A 21,771-nucleotide genomic window follows, 5' to 3' on the forward strand; every position below is an offset into this window, starting at 1 on the left:
TATCGTTGGACAACGATAATGACTCCAAGGTATAACTTCGGCGGCTACAATAGTTAAAACAGTGCAAAAAGCCGCCCAAATATTGACATAGCGCTATCTTAAATCAATTCAAAATACGCTGCCGGTGTAAAGATGAGTGGTTTATCAATTTTTATATCTTCAAAATCCTTATCACCTGTGATTAAAATATCCGAATCGGATAAAATTGCCGATACAAGAACCGGTAAATCTTTTATATCTCGAATTTCCGGATATTTCTTTTCATCGATTTTTTCGGGAGTCTTAAATTCTTCAAACCTGATTCCATCAAAAAAAATATTCAACTGTTCTTTTTTTAAGGGAAATTTCTTTTCAAAAACTTCTTTACATTCGTCCTTTATGTATGAAGCAATTATTACCGTGTGCTTTTCAATTAAATGAGAAAAAACCTTAGCAACTTTAGTATTGGGAAAAAGTATCGCAGAAATAATGATATTGGTATCTACGAAAACTCTCAACGCGTTTTCCTTAATTCTTTGATATATGCAACAACATCATCTTCTGTTTGAAAGCCTGCTTTTTCTGCCTCTCCTCGCATTTGAGTTTGAATATTTGACAAAGTTATTTGAGAAGCATTTGCAATATACACTTTTCCTTTGATTTCTTCAAAAAAGACTTTATCACCGCTTTTTAATCCAAGCATATCTCGTATTACAAGCGGAATAGTAATCTGCCCTTTCGATGTTACTTTTGCCAGTTCCATAAAACATCTCCTTACTTTCCTTACTTGTACTATATACTAACGGGGGAAATGCCGTCAAGGGACTGTTCAGCGGCATGGGCGGAGGCGGATATCCCCTATCAGGTGCTATACATCCGTGTACAGCACCTGATAACGAGTTTGACGAAATGTCAAACTCGTTGCTGAGCAGCGGAAGGGCGGAGGCGGATATCCTTTTTTCCGTTTGTTTTCAGGTATGCGGCAGTTTTGGAGCGGGAGCGGAAAAACCTGCCTCCGATGATGCAGGAACGGGAAAAAGATTGGAGCCGGAGACCGGTTTTTGCACTGTTTTAACTTCTTCTGCTACAATAGTTAAAACTGTGCAAAAAGCCGCCCAAATATTGACATAACAACGCAAAAAATTGAAACTAGTAAGAATAAATAGATGCGCGTTTTAGTGAAAGAGGGGCATTTCTAAAGACTGAGTTTTTAGAGATTCCGGATAACGCCTTTTATAGACAAGGAGTATGAGGTATGTATACACCGGTTGATCCTAAGGTGGATTTTCCGAAACAGGAAGAAGCGGTTTTGCGCTTTTGGGAAGATCACGATGTTTTTAAAAAGTCAGTTGCGCAGCGTGAGGGGGCTGATGAGTACGTGTTTTTTGACGGCCCGCCCTTTGCAACGGGGCTGCCGCATTTTGGGCATTTTGTGCCGAGCACGATTAAGGATATTATTCCGCGTTATCAGACGATGAAGGGGAAGAAGGTTGAGCGGCGGTTTGGATGGGACTGTCATGGGCTGCCGGTAGAAAACTTGATCGAAAAAGAGCTGGGGCTGAACTCGAAGACCGACATTGAAAAATACGGTATTGCCAAGTTTAATGAGGCGTGCCGGGCGAGTGTGCTGCGGTACGTGAAGGAGTGGCGGCATACGATTAATCGGCTGGGGCGCTGGGTTGATTTTGATAACGACTATAAGACGATGGAACCGGCATATATGGAGTCGATTTGGTGGGTGATGAAGCAGCTGTGGGAGAAGGGGCTGTTGTATGAGGGGCATTATATTTTGCCGTATTGCCCGCGCTGTTCCACGGTACTTTCCAATCATGAGCTGAATCTCGGCGGTTATAAGGATGTACACGACCCTGCGATTACCATCCGCTTTAAGGCGCGGTATACCGTTGCCGGAACTCCTGCGGCGAAAACTTTTGCTGCGGAGCCGCTTCCGCCGAATACCTATCTTTTGGCGTGGACGACCACCCCGTGGACACTGCCGAGCAACCTGGGGCTTGCGCTCGGCGCGGATATCGACTACGTGCTGGTTGCCGATGAGGGTGAGCACTATATTCTTGCCGAATCCCGCTTAGCGGCGTACTACCGTGAACCGGAAAAATGCACCATTGTATGGAAGAAAAAAGGCGCAGAGCTGCAAGGTATCTGCTATGAGCCGCTCTTCCCGTATTTTGCGCATTTGACCGTAAAAGAGGACGGCAGTTCCGATGATGCAGGACGGGGTGCGTTCCAAACCTTAATCGGCGACTTTGTTTCGACGGAAGACGGTACGGGTATTGTCCATACGGCGCCGGGCTTTGGTGAAGAGGATAGCACGCTGTTTAAGGGCAGCGGAATACCGATGATCTGCCCTGTTGATGCCGAATGTAAGTTTACAGCGGAGGTTCCGGACTATCAGGGACGCTTTGTAAAAGATACTGATAAAGATATTATGGAGCGGCTGAAGGCTGAGCGGAAACTGGTGAAAAGAGATCAAATCCTGCATGCCTATCCGCACTGCTGGCGCTGTTCAAGCCCGCTCATTTACCGTGCCGTGAGCAGCTGGTTTGTTTCGGTGGAAAAGGTAAAGGATGCGATGCTGCGGGCAAACAGCAAAATCAACTGGCAGCCTGCTCATATCAAAGAAGGACGCTTTGGAAAGTGGCTTGAAGGCGCCCGCGACTGGGCAATCAGCCGTAACCGGTACTGGGGAAATCCGCTGCCGATTTGGAAGTGTTCCAATCCCGACTGCGGGCACTCTCTCTGTGTGGGAAGCCGCGATGAACTGAAAGAATTGAGCGGTGTTTATCCCGAAGACTTGCACAAGCACTTTGTTGATAAGATTACCATACCGTGTAAAAAGTGCGGCGGAACGATGTACCGAGTCCCTGAAGTGCTGGACTGCTGGTTTGAGTCCGGTTCGATGCCGTATGCACAAGTGCACTATCCCTTTGAGAATAAAAAATACTTTGAAGAGCACTTCCCCGCTCATTTTATTTCCGAAGGGCTGGATCAAACCCGCGGCTGGTTCTATACGCTGACTGTCTTGGCGGCTGCGCTGTTTGACCGCCCCGCCTTTGAAAACTGTATTGTCAATGGACTGGTGTTGGCAACCGACGGGAAAAAGATGTCTAAGTCGCTGCGGAACTATACCGATCCCAATGAAGTTGTCCGGCTGTTCGGGGCAGATGCGCTGCGCTTGTTCCTGATGCACTCAAACGTGGTTAAGGCGGAGGATTTGAAATACTCCGATGACGGTGTGCGCGATATTCTGAAAGGTATTTTAATTCCGCTGTGGAACAGCTACAGCTTCTACGTGACGTATGCGAACATCGACGGTGTTACGCCGCCTGCCCATGCGAAACTCGACGGCACGGATGCCCATATCGCTGCCTTTGTGAAAGAGCTGAACAATCCGCTTGACCGCTGGATTTTATCCGTAACCGAAAAGCTCGTGCTTGACGTAACGGCGGCGCTGGACGATTACGACCTTACGAAGGCGATTGACCCGATTGTTGCGTATATTGATCAGCTGAACAACTGGTATATCCGCCGCTCCCGCCGCCGATTCTGGAAGAGCGAAAACGACGGCGACAAGGCGCAAGCCTACGAGACATTGTACCGCGCGCTCAAGAAGTTTGCACTGGTCGCGGCTCCGGTCGTGCCGTTTATCACCGAATCGATTTGGCAAAATTTGAGAACAGCGGATGATCCCCTTTCCGTACACTTGGCGGATTACCCCGTCTACGCGGAAGCGGCGCGGGATACCGAGCTTGAGTTTAAGATGGAGACGGTTCAAAAAGCCGTGTCGATGGGACGAGCGCTCCGGTATCAGTTCAATTTGAAAATCCGCCAGCCGCTCAAAGCGGTGGAAATTGTTACGAAGAACCAGCAGGAGAAGTCGGTCTTACGCGAAATGGAAAGCAGCATTATGGAAGAGCTGAACGTGAAAGAGGTGATTTTCCACGACAAAGAGGATGAGCTGGTTGAGTATTCCGCCAAGGCGAATTTTAAGGTGCTGGGAAAAGAGCTCGGCGCAAAGATGAAAACCGCAGCGGCTCAAATTGAAAAACTCTCTTCCGCGGAGATTGAAAGCCTCTTTGACGGCGCAACTTTGAGCATTGATGTTGAGGGGCAAGCGGTTGAGCTGACCTCCGACAAGGTGATCTTGAACCGCATTGAAAAGGCGAACCTCAAGGTGTTGAACGAAGGAACACTGACGGTTGCGCTTAACACGCAGGTAACCGAGGAGCTGCTGCTGGAAGGCTATATCCGCGACCTCGTCCGCGCGGTGCAGAACCTCCGGAAGGAGTCCGGGCTTGAAGTAACCGACCGGATTACGCTTTCCGTTTCCGGCACTGATACGAACGGGAAGAAGCTCTTGCAAAAAGCGTTCGAGGCAAACAAGGACTACCTGATGAATGAGACCTTGGCTGTCGAGGCGGTCTTTGGGGCCGAGCTGCCTGCAGGAAAGGCTGCTGCCGAGCTTGATATGGGCGATGGGCTATGCTGGCACATCGCGTTGGAGAAGGCGGCTGGAGTGTAGGGGCGTGGTGTAATACCGAGAGCACCGAGTACTGAATACCCGCCGTGCAGAAAAGGGCAGCCGTTTGAAATAGTGCAAGCGGCTGCCCTTTTTTGATGTTCCCAATTGTTACATCGTTTTGCTGAGCGTTTCGGAAATACTGAACGCGCAGTCTCCGACCTTTTCAATTGTCCGCACCATATCGATATACAAAAGTTCCGCCTTAACATTGCCGCCTTCTTCCAGACGGTTCCGCGCAAGTTTTTTGAGGTTGCTGCGCATTGCATCGATAGTTTGTTCCATTTCATCGGCAAGCGCCAATTGATCCTGTGCCAACGGTTTATTCAAGTGATCGTGTACAAAATGAATAAATTGATTAACGACGCCGAGATAGGGCAAAAGCTTATCCATATCTTCTTTCGGAATATTGAGCTTTTTCTTTTTGCTCTTTTCGATGTGTAGTCCTAATTCATAGATATGATCGGTCATGTTTTCGAGATTATCGACGATAGTCAACATCAGCCGTACATTGTGCTCCGCTTTAACACTGAGCGACAGACGGGAGGTTGCAATCAAGAAGCGGGATAACTCTTCCTGCATTTGATCTGCATAGTCTTCTTGCTGTACGAGCTGTTCAATGACGGCTTCAACGGAGCCTTTGTGATCGTCTTCCAGCAGGGGGCGGATTGTGTCAAACATCTTTCGTACAACCGTAGACATTACACTGATTTCGCGTTCGGCTTGCAGAATGTAAGCTTCAATGTTCTCTTTAATTGCCGTTTCGTTCGGCATAACCAGTTGATACCGTTCCGGTGATTCGTCTCCTTTGTCTTTGACAAGCCATTCTACGAAGCGCGCAATATATGAAACAAAGGGGAGCGCAATCAAAGTATTCAGGATGTTGAACAGCGAGTGGAAGAGTGCAAGCCGGATGGTGATATCTGCAAGTCTGCTGCCTTCAGGCGTTAAACGATACAACAGTGCGAGTGATGGTTTAAAAAAGATTAAAAATAAAAGTGCGCCGCATACGTTAAACAGTACGTGCACCATAGCTGTTCTGCGCGCGTTGAGCTTGCTGCCGATTGCTGCGACAACTGCGTCGATTGTCGAACCGACGTTACTGCCGAGTACGCTTGCCGCAGCGAATTCCATACCGATAACGTTGCCATAAGCCATGGTCAAAATAATAGCGGTGGTTGCCGACGAGGAGTGTAACACAACCGTTAAAACAAAACCTGCAACAAAACCGATTATAATGCTGTATATACTGCCATCGGCAGCTAACGATAAAAACGAAAGGTTATCGGCGGAAATATCCGGCATCAGGGAAGAAAGAATGCCGAGTCCCGTGAAGAGGAGCCCAAAGCCCATGATGCCTTCGCCCAAGCTTTCCTGACGGAACTTTTTGAAGAAGGTAAGAAAAAAGCCGATACCGAATGCCGGAATGGCAATTTCGGCAAGCTTGAGCTGGAAGCCGACCAACGCGACAATCCATGCGGTAACCGTAGTACCGATATTGGCGCCGAATATAACGCCGATTGCCTGTGTCAATGAGAGAAGCCCCGCATTGACGAAAGAGACGGTCATAACGGTGGTTGCGCCTGATGATTGAACAATAGCAGTAACTGCAAAACCGGTAATGACGGCAAGAACCCGATTACCGGTCATCATATTGAGGATTCGGTGAAGGCTTCCTCCGGCACTTTTCTGAATACCTTCGCTCATCAGTTTCATGCCGTATAGAATGAAGCCGAGGCTCCCCAATGCTTGTAGCAATATTACAACTATTTTCATGCCGACAGCATAACAAAAGGTAATGTCTTTTGCAATGACACAAGCAGTTGATTTTAGGAGAAGATTTTTGGACACCCTCATCTCTCTCTTGTGCGAGTTAAAAAAAAACTGCTATAGTGTCGATATGACGCTCTATGAATATTATATGATATTTCCCGATGGCGATACACAGGAAGTTTCCGATGAGCTTATGGTCGGATCTCTGTACGACATCAACGGTAGGCGATTAATACCGCCGCTCCCGACAAATAAAATGATTGTGTATCAGGTATGCGGAAAACGCACCCGTGAAGAAAGGGGTATTGTTACAATTTATTACATATTGGAACAGTTGGATGCGGTTGAATTACGTGCATACCTCTAACGAATGATTAACACTTATAATGAAACACACCTGCACCGTACCCTAAAAGACTTGTATAGCAGTACCAGTGCCGTGCAGGAAACCTCGTTGCAGGGATTTATCTGTGATATTTACGATGCAGGGCGGATAATAGAAATACAAACCTCTAAACTTTCCGCACTGCGAGCTAAATTGGAAAAGCTTTTGCCGCTGTATCCTATTCAGATTGTCTATCCCATCATCCAAAATGCATATATACTGATGCTCAATGCAGACGGCTCTAAGCGCAGCTGCCGTAAAAGTCCTAAGCACGGTAATTTCTATCAGATTTTCAGAGAGCTGTTAGGGATTGTTCACTGTCTTGATAATCCAAATCTTACGATACAAATTCTGTATATCGATTGTGAAGTTATCAAAATTGATGATAAGAAGGGGCGAAGCAGATATAAAAGACCGCGTATTATTGATAAAAAGCTGTTAAAGATACATCGGGAGGAGGAATTTCACGGTATCAATAGCTTGATCGCGACATTTATGGCAAAGCTGCCTGATGTATTTATTAGCGCCGATGTAAGGAAATTAGGCGCCGGTGTATACGCATCATATATCCTATCGTTTTTAAAAAAATGTCAAAAAATAGCTTTTTATACGAAAGCGGGGCGCTATCATGTGTATAAAAAAACCGGTATCGAATAGATACCGGTTTTCAATCGATTGATACGAGTTAGAACAACGGTTTACCAGCTGTCTTTCATATCGTCATCATCGCGCAGATCAACTTCATAAAGGTCGGTAACGGCACGAAGATCATCGAAATAGATGTAGTAATTTCCATAAGCTTCCCACGGATTGCATTCAATGCGGAAACCTACAACCTTTAAGCCCATGCTTGTTCCATAGTGATAATCTTTTTGTACAATTCCCGTTCCTGCTGCATTCTGGGGAGGAACTGCAACGGTCATCAGCTTCCATCCTGCATGGTTCAGCTTCCCTACATAGAGTTCAAAGCGCTGTCCCATATAGTCTTCAAGGATGAGCTTTAAAACGTGCGGATAGCTTCTTCCGACAACCCAAACGCTGACGGTTTTCGTAATGCCTTCGACCGGAATCGGTTTGACAGCACGGACTTCAAAGCTATTATAACCGCGGCGATAGAAAGACACCTTTGTACCATAAACTTTGCTATCGGGTAAATTAAGGTTCTCTTCTTCCGGAATCGGCTTCTTTTGCTTGGGAGCGCCATCAAATAAACGTCCTTGAATAACACCCTCATCCGAGGACATGGAACACGTCCAAGAACCTTCATTTTCAAACTTATCGACCGATACTTCTTTTAAACGCTGTTCTGCAGATTCAACACCGATACGAGAAGGATCTGCTTGATCCAAGGATGATGCATCGCGTGTGTTCTCTTGGGCAAATGCAAACAACGATAGCGCTGATAATAATGCTAAGATGGTAACATATTTTTTTGTCATTATTTTCCGCCCTCCTTATTTGAATCGGCATCTCCAAACTGAGCCTTTTCTAACTCATATCCGTCATAAGAAGCAGTACGAGTATTTGTTAATGCCTTGAATTCATCAAAGAAAACATAAAAGTCATCAACGTTCTCCGTAGGCTGAGTGCGGATTCTAAATGCGACAAAGCTCATATATTTAAGCTGTGATAAATAGCGCGACCGCTGCTGAATATTTGTGGGAACGGTAACCGCTAAATTTCTCCATCCATGGTAATTTAATGTTCCTACCGGTAATGTATGTATCCGTCCATTGCAATCGCGTACCAGAATTTCAAGATCATACGCATAGCCTGCGCCCCAGACCCAAAGATCGAATCTTTGGACAACCCCTTTTAAGGGGATTTCATAAGGAGCGGCATTATCGCCTGAGCTTTTTGTCGGATAGAGATCGACCCAGTTATCGCCTTGGCGGTTAAATTTAAACTGCATTCCTAAAAATTTGTATTCTTTATCGGAATCGGATTGCATAACCCGCAGAGCGTTCGGCATTCCGTCAAAATACTTTAAAATAGGATAACCTTCGGTGATAAACTTGCTTCCAATAGCATTCCATGTTATCTCTGATGATTCGGGGGAGTCAAAAGTCTCCACCATGTACGTTTGATAATTAACACCGCTATCCTGCGCTGCCAATGGAGTACAAACGACTGCAAACATCAGAACAAAGACCGTAATAACAACGCCTTGTTTCATTCACAACTCCTTTTATTTCCGCCGATATTCTAAGAAATCATACCCATTATAGTCTGAAAAGAAAACTTTGTCAAACAACTCGGTAATCCTCAAACCTGAAATAATGGAGCATCAATTCCGCAGCGGATGAAGAACTCTGCCTACAGTATCGGCAGAGTAGGTAAAATATACAAGGGGTAGACGCTTTTTTTGCATTTTTTGTCCGCTTGTTAACCGGCGTTTCCCTTTCGGTATAGTATAAAGTGGAGTACCGTACCGATTAAAGCAAGCCCTGCTAAAATCGAACCGTAGATTATTGGGTCCCCTTTAAAATAATAAAGCCCCAGCGCAAAAGTGCCCAACATAAGGATCCCCATAAATAGAAGGAAGCAGAGTGTACAAGCAACGGCATAGTAGAAAGTAATTTCGGCGCAAAAATGTAAGAGTGCATCCAGAATAAAAAGAGCGCTTGTATACAGAATGATGCAAAGTACGATGGGCATAATGCGGAGATGCGTACTTGCAAGAAATAATTGCTGATATATTTTTACGGTAAATAGACCAAACAGCGCTGCCGGAATCGGCAAAACGTTAAAACCGGAAAAGATCAGCGCAATCAATAGTACAATGCAAAAGGGAATAAAGGTATCCACAAAAAAGGAGTAAAAAAAATAACTTCCTAACGAACCGATATAGCGATCCGTTTTTGCAGAAAAAAAAGACACAATCAGTAAGAACAGCGTTGTCGCTGCAATACCGACAAAAAACATAAAGATATGCTTATTTTTTTCTTCTAATTGAAAGGCATAAGAGAAAAAAATGAGCGGAATACAAAATAATAGTAAAACAGCCATATCCCATTAGAATATCATAAAATGATACGATAGACAACGCTCATTTTTAACACAAACCTAGGGGCGACGGAATACTAGAGGCTTTCCTCTAGAACAGGGAACCATCCAAAATATCCTATAACTCGAACAATCCCCTATTCATTTTTTCGGTAATATAATGTTACACCACCGCTTCTTTTACGGATGGCGTGCAGCGACTCCTTTTTCGATCAATGATATAAACTGATCTTCATACCAATCTTGGGAATAAGGTACATGTTGGCGGACAATCGGCCGAATTTTTGCTTCGATGGTGTCCTTGCAGGCTTCGCAAACATCATATTCGCGGATATGCCAATAGGTTCTGCCGGTTATAGGGTTAACCAACTCTTTTTTGCAGATGTCACAATGTAAAGTTTTCATAACGATGCTCTCCTAATAATAAAGCTTGTATGTAAAAGCATACCGTATATTTGTTTTTTTGTCGAGATAATCGAGCAAATGCATCAGATGATTTTCTAACTATTCCCGCAGAATCAACATACCCCGACGCAAGCGTCGGGGCACAGTGCTCAACGTTTCGCACTGTATGGGCTATCCGGCACGGATGCCGGTAGTTTTCAGCAAAAACGATGTTTTGAGCGTCCCGCTCAAAACTCGTAGCCAAGGATGTCCACGGATGGACATCCTTGGCGGGGTGGTTGCAGTCGGCTTTGATACCCTTTGTTACGACGCAGAGCGTCGGGGTATTAAATCCTCCGCACGAATAAAGAAACTATTCGGCCAGAGTTGAACCTCTTCGCGGTTCAAATGGCCTCATAGTCCCTTTATTCTGCGATTTTGATTTATCTATCTGATGCGTTTACCCTTCGTATAAAAGAAACTTTCCGTAAGCCTTTTGAAATAGCCTGGGGCTGTCCTAAAAGTTTTGTTTTATTACCGATTGTATAGCCCCTGCTTCACAGAACTAACCATATTTTTCGTTTTTTTTGATTATTTTAGGGGTAACCCTCGATTTATCCCCCTTATGCCGCCTTCTTTTCCTGTTCTTTGCGCATAAGGTTCTTAATATTATAACCAAGCAATAACAGAGCGATCTCTACTGTTACTTTTTCAGTGCTGCGTAAATAAAAGCGACGGAAGTGCTGGTTCCCTTTTATTTGTCCAAAGACCGTTTCGCATTCTACCGAGCGGCGTTTCATGATTTTCTTGTTCTCATCATCATCAAGTAGCTCATTGACTTGCTTCTTTTGGGCAAGCCACTTCTCGTTCCGCTGTACCGTTCGCCCTTCTTTCGCTTTCGTACACTTTTCCCGTAACGGACAACCTTCACAACTATGGCACTGATAGATATCAATGGTATGGGTATACCCGTTTTTCGTTTCTTTCGTCACGGTTTTCACATACGGTACTCTGTTGCCGGCTGGACAGGTGTATGCTTTTTGCTCACTATCATAGTCCCAATTTTCACTATTAAAGAGCTTCTTCTTAAAACTCTTCTTCCGCTGTTGATGATAGCTTCCATATTTTACTAATGCAACACTTCCATTTCTCTCAAGATACTCATAGTTTTCTTCACTACCATACCCTGCATCTGCTATCACCATTTCAAAGGTATGCTCTAACCGTTTTTGTACATTATCAATATGAACCGGTAAGGTTCTCATATCCGCAGCATCCGCAAATATATCATAGCCTATTGCAAAGGTATTCTCATTGCCTACTTGTACATTGTAGCCGGGCTTTAACTGCCCGTTCTTCATCGCATCTTCTTTCATTCTCATAAAAGTGGCATCATGGTCGGTTTTAGAAAAGCTGTTTCTCCCATTAAAGGTTGCGTTGTATGCTTCATATTTTTCTTTTCGCGGCAGCAGCTCTGTCTCAAGTGCTTTCTTTGCTTTCTCCAGTTTTTTTTAACCGTTTTTGCTTTTGTTTCACTATTCTCTGCCAACGCTTCAAGCTTGTTGTTTATCTTTTGCGCAACTTCTTTGATCTCTTTACTCGTAACCTCTGCTCCTTCTCCGAGCTCTTCTAAATCTTTATCGCCATATATCTCATTTTCTTGTTCGGCTATCGTATTTATTTCTTTTATCAGCTCCCTTATTTTTTCGTCCAGTTTCTTTTCGTACTTTTCTACCGACCCTTTCCATACAAATGTATATTTGTTCGCCGCACTTTCTATCTTTGTTCCGTCCACAAAATACTTCTCTAGTTTGACATAGCCTTTTTCATACAAAAGCTTTACCGTTGCGGTAAATATTTCTTCAATCACTCTTTTCAGCCTTTCTCCTCGAAATGCATTGATTGTTCTAAAGTCAGGTTTTTGGTTTGCTGCCAGCCACATTACGTTTACATTTTCTCGGCATTGTTTCGCAATCTGCCGCGACGAATAGGTACCGGTCAGATAGCAGTAGATCAAGACTTTTAACAGCATCTGCGGATGGTAGCGGCTTGCTCCCCCTCCCGTTGTGTAGGCTTCAAACAGGGCTTTCAGTTCTATTTCATCCACCGTTGCGCTGACTACTCTTACCAGATGATTCTCCGGCACCAATTCTTCTAAGCTCGGGGGCAATAGCCACCGTTCACTTTGATCATACGTCTTAAACGTTATTTTACTACTGACTCCTCTACTCATATCCTGATTTTATCACGTCTTTATACTTTTGGGACAGCCCCGCGAGTTTTTGCATCGCAAAAACATCGCTGTTGCGTGAAACCACCGCCCTCCATGGCGCTGTTGAGCAGTGTACTTCCGTGTGCACTGCTCAACGACGAGATTTGACCGGAGCTCAAATCTCGCTACTGCGTGGAACCACGCCCGTCCTTGGGCGTTCTGATATGTTGAGCATTTTCATAAGCGGCACGGATGCCGCTGGTTTAAACAGAAGCGATATTTCGGCAAAGCCGAAACTCGCCATGAAAAGTGTACACGGATGTACACTTTTAATGATGCGACGCAGTAGATATGCCGTATATTTGCAAAAGGGCGCTTTCGAAAAAAAACTTCCGTAAGCTTTTGCAAAGAGACGGTATAGATGCTAGGAGCGTACAAAAAACACCCACAGGCGTATCTTTGATACGTCGAGGACTGTTTTTTGTTAAGCGACAACGCAGATATGCCGTATATTTGCAAAAGGTCTAGTCGACACGAAAAAGTTGAGATTTCTGATACGCAGGGAAAAAGCGTTTTTGGCTGCCGGTTTCGAACTGTACGGTAATCACCAACTCGCCGCCGCTTTGCCTTGACTGTACGACATAGCCGTAGCCGTAGTCATCATGATAGAGCCGCTGTCCGCACTTCCACAATGCGGCTTCCTCATCGGCAGGGGTACTTGAGCCGGATATGGACTGCCCTATCACGTCGATAAGGTTGCTGTCGATTTCCGCTAAAAAGCGGCTCGGTTCCATAAATGAAAGCTTCCCGTACATCCGCCGTGCCGCGCAGCTGGTCATATACAGCGCATCCTGTGCACGGGTACAGGCAACATACATCAGCCGCCGTTCCTCTTCCATATCTTCGGCGCTTTCGTCATTGCGTGGAAAAATACCGTTTTCAAGACCGGTGATAATTACATTGCGGAACTCAAGTCCTTTTGTGTTGTGCATGGTGATAAGCTGCACGGCATCGGCTCCTGCTTCGGTTTCCGCAAGGCTGCGATCCAGTTCGATATGCTCTAAAAAGGAAGTCAGTCCGGCAGTTGAGCAGGGGTATAGCGAGGCGGTATTGGCAAGTTCCTGCAGGTTCGCTGTTTTCTGCGTGCCCATCACCTCGTCTTGATTCCGGTGAAAGACGCCTAAACCTGTTTGCTCAATAACAGCCAGTACAAAGGCAGCGAGCCGCTCGCCCTGCTGTCCGTGTTTTTGCATAACTGCCTGTTCAGAGGTGTTGGTGTTTCTGGTGCTGCCGGTTGGAACATCAGACCGCAGGCTGTTAGCGTGTGCGTCGGTACCCACTGCCGTGTCAAACGCCGCAGTGCCGGTGGCATTCGCAGTATCAAAGACGGTATCGGGATTCGCAGAATCGTATTCGGCAAGAAGGCTGCGGAGTGAATGCAGTGTGTTTAAAAACTCCTGCAATGCCGCGCCTGCTTTTTTAGATATCGGGAGCTTTGCCCCTGCGCCGCGCAGTACGGTAATATAGTCGGCTCCTTGTTGCGGCTGCTGTTGCGGTGTACCTTCTGCTTGTTGTTGCGAGGGCAGGGGAGTGGGCACTTGCAGTTGGGACAGCTCCGGCTGTACTTGTTTCTGCAGAGGCTGGGCAGCGGTATCTTGTAATTGGGCAAACTCCGGTTGCAGCAATTGCGCGGAGCTGTTTTGCAGTTGAGTGAACTCCTGTTGTGCATCTTCGTTATCTTGTTCCGGTGAACTGTCGAATGCCGATGAACCTGCCTTTGCCGCTTTTCCTACATTTTCATGTGTATCTGTATGTGCGGATAAGCTTGCAAATGCAGCGCGGGCATACGCGACCAGTTTGTTCTGCGTTGTTTCGCCGATTCCCCGCGCGGGTTTATTCACCATACGGCGGAAGGCAATTTCATCCCGTCCGTTTGCAATCAGTGCCAAAAGAGCCAGCGCATCCTTTATCTCTTCGCGTTCGTAGAACTTGAGCGTACCGACTACTTTGTGCGGAATTTTTTCGTGCAAAAAGGTGGTTTCAAAGTTGAGCGATTGTGCATTGGTGCGGTACAAAATTGCCCAGTCTGAGTACGAGCCGCCCGCCCGCACCGCCTTTTTGATGAGCTGCACACACAGCTCTGCCTCCGCATCTTGAGACGGTAGATAATAAAGGCTGGGCTTTTGTCCGCCGGTTCCGCGCGCTGCAATCAGCGTTTTACCGAGCCGTCCTTCATTGCAGGACACAACCGAGTCGGCGACGCGCAAAATCGGTTCATACGAGCGGTAGTTCCGCACCAGCCGGATAATCTTTGTATGCGGAAATTGACGGTCAAAGGTGAGGATGTTCTGCACCTCCGCGCCGCGAAACCGGTAAATGGACTGATCGTCATCGCCGACAACACAGACATACGTGTCTTCGCCGGTCAGTTCCCGCAATAGCTGAAACTGAGCGCTGTTTGAATCCTGATACTCATCCACGAGGATCACTTTAAAGCGTCTATGCAGCTGTTGGGCAATAGCGGTATGCTCTTGCAGCAGCTGAACCGGCAGCATAATCAGGTCGCCGAAGTCGGCATTCCCCGTTTCGCGGAGCCGCTGTTGATACGCACGGTAGATTACTGCAAACTCAGGCGCAGGGTCGATCATTGTAAGCTGCGGACTATCGGGCAAAAGGCAATAATCTTTCGCACGGGAGATTTTCCGTATAAAGCGCTGCGCCTCCTGCTTATTTAGTTGAGGCAGCGCCTTCATCAGCAGCGTTACCGAATCATCATCATCGTAAATCGTAAAATTAGGAGAAAGTCCCGCCCATTCGGCATATCGGCGCAGCATCCACGCACCGAAGGAGTGAAAGGTTCTGATACTCGACCTGCCCGCGCGTTCATCCAGTGCCTGTGCCCGTTCCGCCATTTCCCGAGCAGCTTTGTTGGTAAAGGTAACTGCCAAAATCGATTCGGGGCGTACCCCCTGTTCAGCAATGAGCCACGCAATTTTTGTTGTAATAACCCGTGTCTTCCCCGAACCCGCACCTGCCAAAATCAAAAGCGGCGAGCCGGTATGACACACCGCTTCAAGTTGTTCAGGATTTAAAACCGATAAATATCCGCACGATTCTTCCATATATAATTTTACCATAGAATACGCGCTCTTAATGATGGAAACCTTTAAAAACTGATTCGCAATCCGCACGAGCGGATACGATAAATCATTTCTTTACAGAACAAACCGATAGGCTTGCGGTTTTTAGAAGATACCATGATATCTAAGAGCTATAGTTTTAAAGATAACTTATTGTATGAGTTTATCGAGGGCTTGGCTAGGGGAAAGAAAGGTATAATTTCGGCAGTCACAATCAACAGTTTCAATGCTCTGCGTCGAGACTGTTGATTTCTGCTACACAAAAACTGAAGATTGAGCTAAAATCAGCAAGATGTTTTTTGCTTACAGGAGATAGCAATGAAAGAAATTCCCGTAACGGAGCAGCGTAATCCTGCTTCATATCAAATCGATACAAAAAGTACGGCAGAAATTTTAACGATTATCAATAATGAAGATAAAAAAGTTCCCGAGGCGGTTGCGCAGGCGATTCCGCAATTGACGCAGTTGGTCGATTGTGCGGTTGAGGTGTTTCAAAAAGGCGGACGGCTGTTTTACCTCGGTGCGGGAACCTCCGGCCGTCTGGGGGTGCTTGATGCCTCCGAATGTCCGCCCACCTACGGCGTGTCCCCCGATATGGTGCAGGGCTTTATCGCAGGCGGTGATGCAGCGCTCCGCCGTTCCATCGAAGGCGCCGAGGATGATGAAAACCACGGTATCGATCAGCTGCGCGGCGCGGGGTTTTCGGCAGCCGATATGTTGGTCGGTATTACCGCCTCCGGTTCCGCCCCTTATGTGCTGGGAGCGCTCCGGTATGCCCGTTCGCTCGGCAGCCCGACCGGTGCAATAAGCTGCAATAAAGATTCACGCACCTTCGAGCTTGCCGATTATCCCATTTATCTGCCGGTCGGGCCCGAAATCGTTACCGGTTCCACTCGAATGAAGTCGGGTACTGCGCAAAAGCTCGCACTGAATATGATTACCACCACAGCGATGATTAGGCTGGGAAAGGTATATAATAACTTTATGATCGATTTGATGCCGGTAAACGCAAAGTTGGTAGAACGGTCGAAGCGGCTGATTAACGAGATTACCGGATGCGGGGAGGCTCATGCCGCACAGATATTTGAGGATTCCGGACGGAAGATACGGACAGCGGTGATTATGGCCTCGCTTGAGATATCGAAAGAGGAAGCGGAAGCGCTTCTTAAGCAGGGGAACGGCAATATCAACAATGCGCTCGATGTGTATAAACGGGGGCAGCGGGGGTAAACAGCCTGTTGTGCGGCGGTTACATCAGCAGAGGGGAGTTCGGGAAACGATGAAGCACTTATTTTTCGGGATCGACGGAGGGGGAACACAGTCACGGCTCGGTATCTGTGATGAAACCGATCGGCTGATTGCGCAGGTAAAGGGCGGTTCTACCAACCGGTATGCGGTAGGATTCGATGCAGCCTGCACCAATCTCCGCGAGTTGATTCAAAAACTGAAAACTGAAAGCGGCATCGATGTGCAGAACTGCGCTGCAGGCTGCTTTGCTTCCGCCGGTATGAGCACGGAACAAGAGACCGAAGATTTCCGCCGTTTTTTTACCGGCGAAGGCATCCGCTGTCCTCTGTATCTTTGCAACGATGCACTGGCAGCGCTCGCAGGCGGCACCGGAACGGCGGAAGGCATTATCGTGGTGAGCGGTACCGGCTCTATTGCCGCCGGATTAGATAAGAACGGTAAAACCGCCCGCGCCGGCGGACTCGGCCATTTGATTGGGGACGAAGGTTCCGGCTTTAAGATAGGATTGGACGGGATTAAAGCTGCCGCCGCCGCTTTGGAACGGCGCGGAGTGAACACTCTATTGGCTCCGATGCTGTTTAACCATTACGGAGTCAACACCATACGGGAATTGTTTCCCTTTTTGTACACAAATTTTAATAAATCGCGGGTGGCCTCTTTTTCGCCCTGCGTATTTCAGGCGGCGCAGCAATCGGATACGGCGGCGATAGGTATTCTGGAAACCGCCGCTCAAGACCTGTCGCTCCTTGCCCGCAGCGTATACGGTGCCCTCTTCGACGGAACGGAGGCTGAAGTGGTATTCTCCGGCGGCATTTTGGAGCATCAAGCTTCATTTGCAAAGCTGACCGCTGCCTATATCGCTGATGCTTTGCCGCAGGTGCGGATTATCCGCCGCCGTTTTGAGCCGGTTGTCGGTGCATGCATTCTTGCCCGGCTTGGCAGGCAGTAAATTTTGAGAGACAAATACATCAGGTAGAGTAGGTAAAAATCTCAGAATAACGAAGGATGAGTCTTTTGATACCGGCAATTTTGTGCTTTCTTTTTTGAGTAATATGAGTTAAAATAGAAAAATAATGCTTTTGTAGCCGTTTTGAATTCTGCCGGAGTTTTAAATGAAAAAAGTTGTGCGAACCGTTATTCTTTCAGTTTTAACTTTTTGCTTTTTCGTTGCCTGTAAAAATTACATGGCAGATATCGATGATTATTTAAGCTATTGGTCAACCGAGGCATCTATCGCAGATTATGCGTTTGATACGGTAACTCAAACCGATGCTGAAGGTACGCACTGCGTTCCCTCTAAGGATGCCGTAACGGTTACGTTTACCCTGCGCAATCCTAAAAACTTTCATTTTAGAATGCCGGGAGATTCCGATGCTCCTGCCGATATTATTACCTTTCCGCAAACTCAAAATACATCCGATAAAAGAGCTGCCGCACCGCAATCCGGCAATGATTATGAGTTCAAAAAAATTTCAAATACCAAGCTGACGCTTACCTATAACCCTGCCTTTTTACAAAAGTATGAATGGGGAAGCGAAGCGATAACTCCGGCTATTACTCTGTATACCACAGACGGTAGAGCATTTAAACAAACCGTCCCGTTTGGACTTACGGTAAATACCCCGCCTCCGGCTATTGATAAATGTGTTATTGCACAGACAAAAACCGCTTCATCTTCCGAAACTTCTTATTATGTTCTGTGCTTGCAACTGTCGGATGGCGATATGAAAGAACGGTGCAGCAATGGACTTTTGCATGAGGATATTGTCGGCATTGAAATAGCTGGGATACCGTATAGCCTTTCGGTTGATAACGTACAGAAACAGCTGAAAGCACAAAATGGCAGCTATTTTATCGATAAAGGTAAAGTAAAAAAATTAGCACCCCCTGATGCGGAAAATATTCCTTCCGATTGGACGCTGTATTTTAAAACCGATGTTAAAGTAATGCCCGGCAGTGCAAAAAAAGACTATACGATTAGATTAAAGGACGCAAAAGGACTGTATTCAAAATCGGTTACGGCAAGGACTCAGTTAAATGCCCCACAACAGGCGCAGGCTGCTGTCATTACGGGAACAAAGATAGATTCTCTTTCGGGGGACGGAACTGCGCAGAATCAGGCGATTGTCGTAAAAGCTGCCGCTTTAGCGCCGGAAGCTCAAATTAAGCTTAGTGTTTCGGACGAAGACGTAACTATTCATTATACACTGACAGAGGCAGGACACACGCCTACACCTGAGCAGACAGGAGCTTCTCCCGTTACCGTAGATATGCCGTTAAACGGAGCAGGCGAAAAAGTTTATAAGTTGACATATCATACAGACGGGGTAGCATTTAAACCGAGCGATCCTCAAACGGTATACTATAAAGTCTTAAAGGAGCACACGGTAACCTTTAATTCCAAAGGCGGAGGCGAGGTTCCTGCTCAAATGGTACTCTATGGTTTTAAAATTTCGCCAATACCCGCCGCACCGACTGCTCCGGCGGGATATACGTTCCGCAACTGGTGCAAAGACGATGCCTGTACAACTGCATGGGATTTCGATTCCGGTACGGTAACATCCGACATTACCCTCTATGCAAGATGGGATCCGGTGGGAGGGGTATCGTACACGGTAAAGCACTTTCAGCAAAATATTGATAATGATAATGAGTACACGATTGTCTCCGGTGCTACTCAAACATTATCCGGTACTACGGGGACACTGACAACGGCTACGGCAAATGGCTATGCCGGTTTTGAGCCGCTCCCCATTAAGCAAAAAACGATTACCGGAGACGGAAATACGGTTGTTGAAGTCAAATATAAGAGGAAGCGCATTACCGTAACCTTTAAGCTCGCGGGCGGAAATATCAGCGGTAGTACGGCTGATGTTACGAGAAATGGTAAATTCGGTGCAGCGTTTACCGCGCCTGTACCGACCAGACAAGGCTATACCTTTAACGGCTGGAATCCTACACTGCCTGCATCGCTCGTATTCCCTGCAGCAAATGCGGAATACACGGCGCGGTGGACGCCAAAGACCTATATCGTAACATTTAAAGTAGACGGAGGACAGGGCGGAAAACTTATAGGTTTATATGACACCCAATATGACACAGCAAGCGGCACGGAGCACAAACAATTTACCGATGTTCCCTACAATAGTGAGGTAAGATTTAACGCACAACCGGCTCTCGGCTATGAAGTAGATAGCTGGACGGGTGCGGTTCCTGATTCCGGCAATAATAACAATGCTTCTCTAACGGTGCAGAATAACGTAACCGTTATCGTCAAGTTTAAGGCTGTTGGAGGTCAGAGTCCGGCAATAACCACGTGGGAAGCCTTACGGAAAGCAGTTCAAGAAGCTTCCGACGGTGCCGTTATCGAAATAGCAAACGATATTACGTATGAATGGACCATCATGGAATCTACAATAAAGGTAAAAGAGAATATCACCGTAAAATCAACCGAGGGCAATAGGTATACTTTGAATGCACATGGTACCGGAGCTGATGGAGGGACTGCTGGGACAAAGATTAAAGGTATTTTTGAGGTGGATAGCGGTAAGACCTTAACGCTTGAAAGCGTAATCCTAACCAAGACCGAAAAATATGCCGTCTATGTTGATGATAATAGTTCCCTTACAATGAAGAATGTAACGATTAAGGACTGTAAGACCCAATATAATGCAGCCGGTATTTACTTTAATAAAGGCAAAGATTTAATACTCGAAAACTGTAGAATAGAAAAGTGTAAAGGAAAGGGCAGCCAGTCGTCCGGCGGTATTGATATTCAAGCGCCGAAAGGAACGGTGAGCATAAAAGATACGACTATTGAAAACTGTGAAGCAGAAGCTAACGGGGGAGGTATCAATCTGTATAACGGTAATAACGTCCAATGTAAGTTGGAAAATGTAACTGTTAATAACTGTAGTGCACTGAGAGGAGGCGGTCTGCACGTTAAAGCGGGAACTCTTACTATATCGAGAGGTTCTTTTACAAAGAATTCAGCGAGCGGTGTAATTGCGAACGGCGGGGGTGGAGCTATTTATAACGGAGGTTCCACGATTACTATAACAGAATGTACCATCGGCGACGACGATACAAGCAAAGGGAACTATGCGGTACAGGGTGGTGGTATATTCGTCAATTCGGAGGCTAAATGTATCTTAAAAGCAGGTACAAAAATTAGCGGTAACACTGCTATGCAGATAGGAGCAGACGTTGGTAACGGTGGCGGTATTTTTGTAGATAAAGATTCAGGCGATATTAAACTCGGTACATTAACTATCAATGAGGCTAGTGAGAAACCTGTTATCATCTCTAAAAATACGGCTGATTACGGCGGGGGCGTGTATAACCGTGGAACGGCAGCTATTAACCATGCTGAGATAAAGGATAACAACGTACAATACTACGGTGGCGGAATGGTTAATGCAGGAACGTGTACGATGGACAGTGTTAGGATAGAGAATAATGAAGCTTCTAACCAGAATAGCAACGTTGGAAATGGAGGCGGTATCTATAGCGATAAAGAGCTTACGCTTAAAGATACTACCGTTATCGGCAACACTGCCAAAAGGGACGGAGGGGCTATATATATTGACGATTCGGTCTTCAATATGTCGGGTTCTACGGTTATTAATGTTGAACCAAGCGGAGGAGCCACTGGTCCAAGCAAGAATGACATATATTTGACGAATACTGCCTTTATCACGCTGACCGCTGAGCTAACTGCTACGGAAAAAGTTGCACGTATTACGTTAAATAGTACGAACGGCGGCTATCAAAACAACCGAGAAATAGTGAAGGGCGATTCCAGTTTTACTATTCCATCAGGCTACGAAAATAAATTTACGATAACGGATAAAATAGGCAGCCAGCCCCATTGGAAGCTTATTTCTCAAAACCATGTATTGAAGCTTAGGCTGAAATAGGCTTCTCTTGTATGTAATAGGTGATATTCACTACTTCTTTGCATTTTCTTGCAATTCCGTGTATAGTATCCGCAAATATGGTAGGGTAATCACATTAGGCCGTTTTTTTACTAGCCACGCAAAATAATTGAGGCTTACAATTGACGTATAAAAAAATATATAGTATAGTTTTATTAGTTCTGAAAAAT

At 46.2% G+C, this 21,771-nt stretch carries 17 protein-coding genes; 7 read left to right on the forward strand and 10 right to left on the reverse strand.

Annotated features, from left to right (window positions below; all coding sequences use genetic code 11):
* Nucleotides 1-98 precede the first annotated feature (98 nt).
* Together ABK01_RS05855 and ABK01_RS05860 are read right to left on the reverse strand one after the other, a co-directional pair.
* Nucleotides 99-497 carry a putative toxin-antitoxin system toxin component, PIN family gene (locus ABK01_RS05855; RefSeq protein ID WP_253676569.1) on the reverse strand — a complete coding sequence of 133 codons (399 nt, stop codon included), beginning with the start codon at nucleotides 495-497 and terminating at the stop codon, nucleotides 99-101.
* Nucleotides 494-742 (reverse strand): AbrB/MazE/SpoVT family DNA-binding domain-containing protein, encoded by a 249-nt coding sequence (locus tag ABK01_RS05860; protein ID WP_253676570.1) that lies wholly within the window; start codon nucleotides 740-742, stop codon nucleotides 494-496. The genes ABK01_RS05855 and ABK01_RS05860 overlap by 4 nt, the downstream gene beginning before the upstream one ends.
* A gap of 146 nt (nucleotides 743-888) precedes the next feature.
* Here ABK01_RS05860 and ABK01_RS05865 point away from each other — a divergent pair, with 146 nt between their 5' ends.
* Both ABK01_RS05865 and ileS read left to right on the forward strand, forming a co-directional pair.
* Nucleotides 889-1,110 (forward strand): hypothetical protein, encoded by a 222-nt coding sequence (locus tag ABK01_RS05865; RefSeq protein ID WP_253676571.1) that lies wholly within the window; start codon nucleotides 889-891, stop codon nucleotides 1,108-1,110.
* A gap of 124 nt (nucleotides 1,111-1,234) precedes the next feature.
* A complete protein-coding gene (gene ileS / locus ABK01_RS05870) occupies nucleotides 1,235-4,519 on the forward strand; it encodes an isoleucine--tRNA ligase (protein WP_253676572.1) in 3,285 nt (1,094 codons plus the stop codon).
* A gap of 108 nt (nucleotides 4,520-4,627) precedes the next feature.
* Here the strand turns inward: ileS and ABK01_RS05875 are convergent, their stop codons facing one another.
* A complete protein-coding gene (locus ABK01_RS05875; protein WP_212566477.1) occupies nucleotides 4,628-6,292 on the reverse strand; it encodes a Na/Pi cotransporter family protein in 1,665 nt (554 codons plus the stop codon).
* Nucleotides 6,293-6,416: 124 nt separating this feature from the next.
* On the opposite strand from ABK01_RS05875, the gene ABK01_RS05880 reads away from it, so the two are divergent.
* Nucleotides 6,417-6,656, forward strand: a complete 240-nt coding sequence (locus tag ABK01_RS05880) for a hypothetical protein (protein WP_212566555.1) — start codon at nucleotides 6,417-6,419, stop codon at nucleotides 6,654-6,656.
* A 3-nt stretch (nucleotides 6,657-6,659) separates the two neighbouring features.
* Entirely contained in the window at nucleotides 6,660-7,331 is a 672-nt protein-coding gene (locus ABK01_RS05885; RefSeq protein ID WP_253674914.1) for a DUF8091 domain-containing protein, read from the forward strand.
* A gap of 41 nt (nucleotides 7,332-7,372) precedes the next feature.
* On the opposite strand, the gene ABK01_RS05890 is transcribed toward ABK01_RS05885, so the two are convergent.
* From ABK01_RS05890 to ABK01_RS05920, 7 genes are all read right to left on the reverse strand, one after another.
* A complete protein-coding gene (locus ABK01_RS05890) occupies nucleotides 7,373-8,113 on the reverse strand; it encodes a flagellar filament outer layer protein FlaA (RefSeq protein ID WP_253674915.1) in 741 nt (246 codons plus the stop codon).
* The gene (locus ABK01_RS05895; RefSeq protein ID WP_253674916.1) at nucleotides 8,113-8,850 is read right to left on the reverse strand and encodes a flagellar filament outer layer protein FlaA; all 738 of its coding nucleotides are present in this window, start codon (nucleotides 8,848-8,850) and stop codon (nucleotides 8,113-8,115) included. Before ABK01_RS05895 ends, ABK01_RS05890 begins: the two co-directional genes overlap by 1 nt.
* A 209-nt stretch (nucleotides 8,851-9,059) precedes the next feature.
* The gene (locus ABK01_RS05900) at nucleotides 9,060-9,683 is read right to left on the reverse strand and encodes a hypothetical protein (protein WP_212566481.1); all 624 of its coding nucleotides are present in this window, start codon (nucleotides 9,681-9,683) and stop codon (nucleotides 9,060-9,062) included.
* A gap of 177 nt (nucleotides 9,684-9,860) precedes the next feature.
* The gene (locus tag ABK01_RS05905; RefSeq protein ID WP_253674917.1) at nucleotides 9,861-10,085 is read right to left on the reverse strand and encodes a hypothetical protein; all 225 of its coding nucleotides are present in this window, start codon (nucleotides 10,083-10,085) and stop codon (nucleotides 9,861-9,863) included.
* Between the two features lie 602 nt (nucleotides 10,086-10,687).
* On the reverse strand, nucleotides 10,688-11,446 hold the full coding sequence (locus ABK01_RS05910; RefSeq protein ID WP_253674918.1) for a transposase: 759 nt from the start codon (nucleotides 11,444-11,446) through the stop codon (nucleotides 10,688-10,690).
* Nucleotides 11,443-12,297 (reverse strand): transposase, encoded by an 855-nt coding sequence (locus ABK01_RS05915; protein WP_253674919.1) that lies wholly within the window; start codon nucleotides 12,295-12,297, stop codon nucleotides 11,443-11,445. Before ABK01_RS05915 ends, ABK01_RS05910 begins: the two co-directional genes overlap by 4 nt.
* Before the next feature lie 503 nt (nucleotides 12,298-12,800).
* Nucleotides 12,801-15,398 carry an ATP-dependent helicase gene (locus tag ABK01_RS05920; RefSeq protein ID WP_253676591.1) on the reverse strand — a complete coding sequence of 866 codons (2,598 nt, stop codon included), beginning with the start codon at nucleotides 15,396-15,398 and terminating at the stop codon, nucleotides 12,801-12,803.
* Nucleotides 15,399-15,734: 336 nt separating this feature from the next.
* Here ABK01_RS05920 and murQ point away from each other — a divergent pair, with 336 nt between their 5' ends.
* From murQ to ABK01_RS05935, 3 genes are all read left to right on the forward strand, one after another.
* The gene (gene murQ / locus ABK01_RS05925) at nucleotides 15,735-16,646 is read left to right on the forward strand and encodes an N-acetylmuramic acid 6-phosphate etherase (protein ID WP_253674920.1); all 912 of its coding nucleotides are present in this window, start codon (nucleotides 15,735-15,737) and stop codon (nucleotides 16,644-16,646) included.
* Between the two features lie 49 nt (nucleotides 16,647-16,695).
* Nucleotides 16,696-17,613, forward strand: coding sequence for an N-acetylglucosamine kinase (locus tag ABK01_RS05930; RefSeq protein WP_253674921.1), 918 nt, complete (start codon nucleotides 16,696-16,698; stop codon nucleotides 17,611-17,613).
* Nucleotides 17,614-17,776: 163 nt separating this feature from the next.
* Nucleotides 17,777-21,583, forward strand: a complete 3,807-nt coding sequence (locus ABK01_RS05935; protein WP_253674922.1) for a right-handed parallel beta-helix repeat-containing protein — start codon at nucleotides 17,777-17,779, stop codon at nucleotides 21,581-21,583.
* The last annotated feature ends 188 nt before the right edge of the window (nucleotides 21,584-21,771 follow it).

It is taken from the genome of Treponema sp. OMZ 305, assembly GCF_024181325.1.
GTDB lineage: Bacteria > Spirochaetota > Spirochaetia > Treponematales > Treponemataceae > Treponema.

Excerpts from the sequence above, each read along its gene's own strand:
- ABK01_RS05860 (WP_253676570.1), bottom strand. The coding sequence starts at position 742 with ATGGAACTGGCAAAAGTAACATCGAAAGGGCAGATTACTATTCCGCTT.
- ABK01_RS05865 (WP_253676571.1), top strand. The coding sequence starts at position 889 with ATGTCAAACTCGTTGCTGAGCAGCGGAAGGGCGGAGGCGGATATCCTT.
- ileS (WP_253676572.1), top strand. The coding sequence starts at position 1,235 with ATGTATACACCGGTTGATCCTAAGGTGGATTTTCCGAAACAGGAAGAA.
- ABK01_RS05875 (WP_212566477.1), bottom strand. The coding sequence starts at position 6,292 with ATGAAAATAGTTGTAATATTGCTACAAGCATTGGGGAGCCTCGGCTTC.
- ABK01_RS05880 (WP_212566555.1), top strand. The coding sequence starts at position 6,417 with ATGACGCTCTATGAATATTATATGATATTTCCCGATGGCGATACACAG.
- ABK01_RS05885 (WP_253674914.1), top strand. The coding sequence starts at position 6,660 with ATGATTAACACTTATAATGAAACACACCTGCACCGTACCCTAAAAGAC.
- ABK01_RS05890 (WP_253674915.1), bottom strand. The coding sequence starts at position 8,113 with ATGACAAAAAAATATGTTACCATCTTAGCATTATTATCAGCGCTATCG.
- ABK01_RS05895 (WP_253674916.1), bottom strand. The coding sequence starts at position 8,850 with ATGAAACAAGGCGTTGTTATTACGGTCTTTGTTCTGATGTTTGCAGTC.
- ABK01_RS05900 (WP_212566481.1), bottom strand. The coding sequence starts at position 9,683 with ATGGCTGTTTTACTATTATTTTGTATTCCGCTCATTTTTTTCTCTTAT.
- ABK01_RS05905 (WP_253674917.1), bottom strand. The coding sequence starts at position 10,085 with ATGAAAACTTTACATTGTGACATCTGCAAAAAAGAGTTGGTTAACCCT.
- ABK01_RS05910 (WP_253674918.1), bottom strand. The coding sequence starts at position 11,446 with ATGAGAATGAAAGAAGATGCGATGAAGAACGGGCAGTTAAAGCCCGGC.
- ABK01_RS05915 (WP_253674919.1), bottom strand. The coding sequence starts at position 12,297 with ATGAGTAGAGGAGTCAGTAGTAAAATAACGTTTAAGACGTATGATCAA.
- ABK01_RS05920 (WP_253676591.1), bottom strand. The coding sequence starts at position 15,398 with ATGGAAGAATCGTGCGGATATTTATCGGTTTTAAATCCTGAACAACTT.
- murQ (WP_253674920.1), top strand. The coding sequence starts at position 15,735 with ATGAAAGAAATTCCCGTAACGGAGCAGCGTAATCCTGCTTCATATCAA.
- ABK01_RS05930 (WP_253674921.1), top strand. The coding sequence starts at position 16,696 with ATGAAGCACTTATTTTTCGGGATCGACGGAGGGGGAACACAGTCACGG.
- ABK01_RS05935 (WP_253674922.1), top strand. The coding sequence starts at position 17,777 with ATGAAAAAAGTTGTGCGAACCGTTATTCTTTCAGTTTTAACTTTTTGC.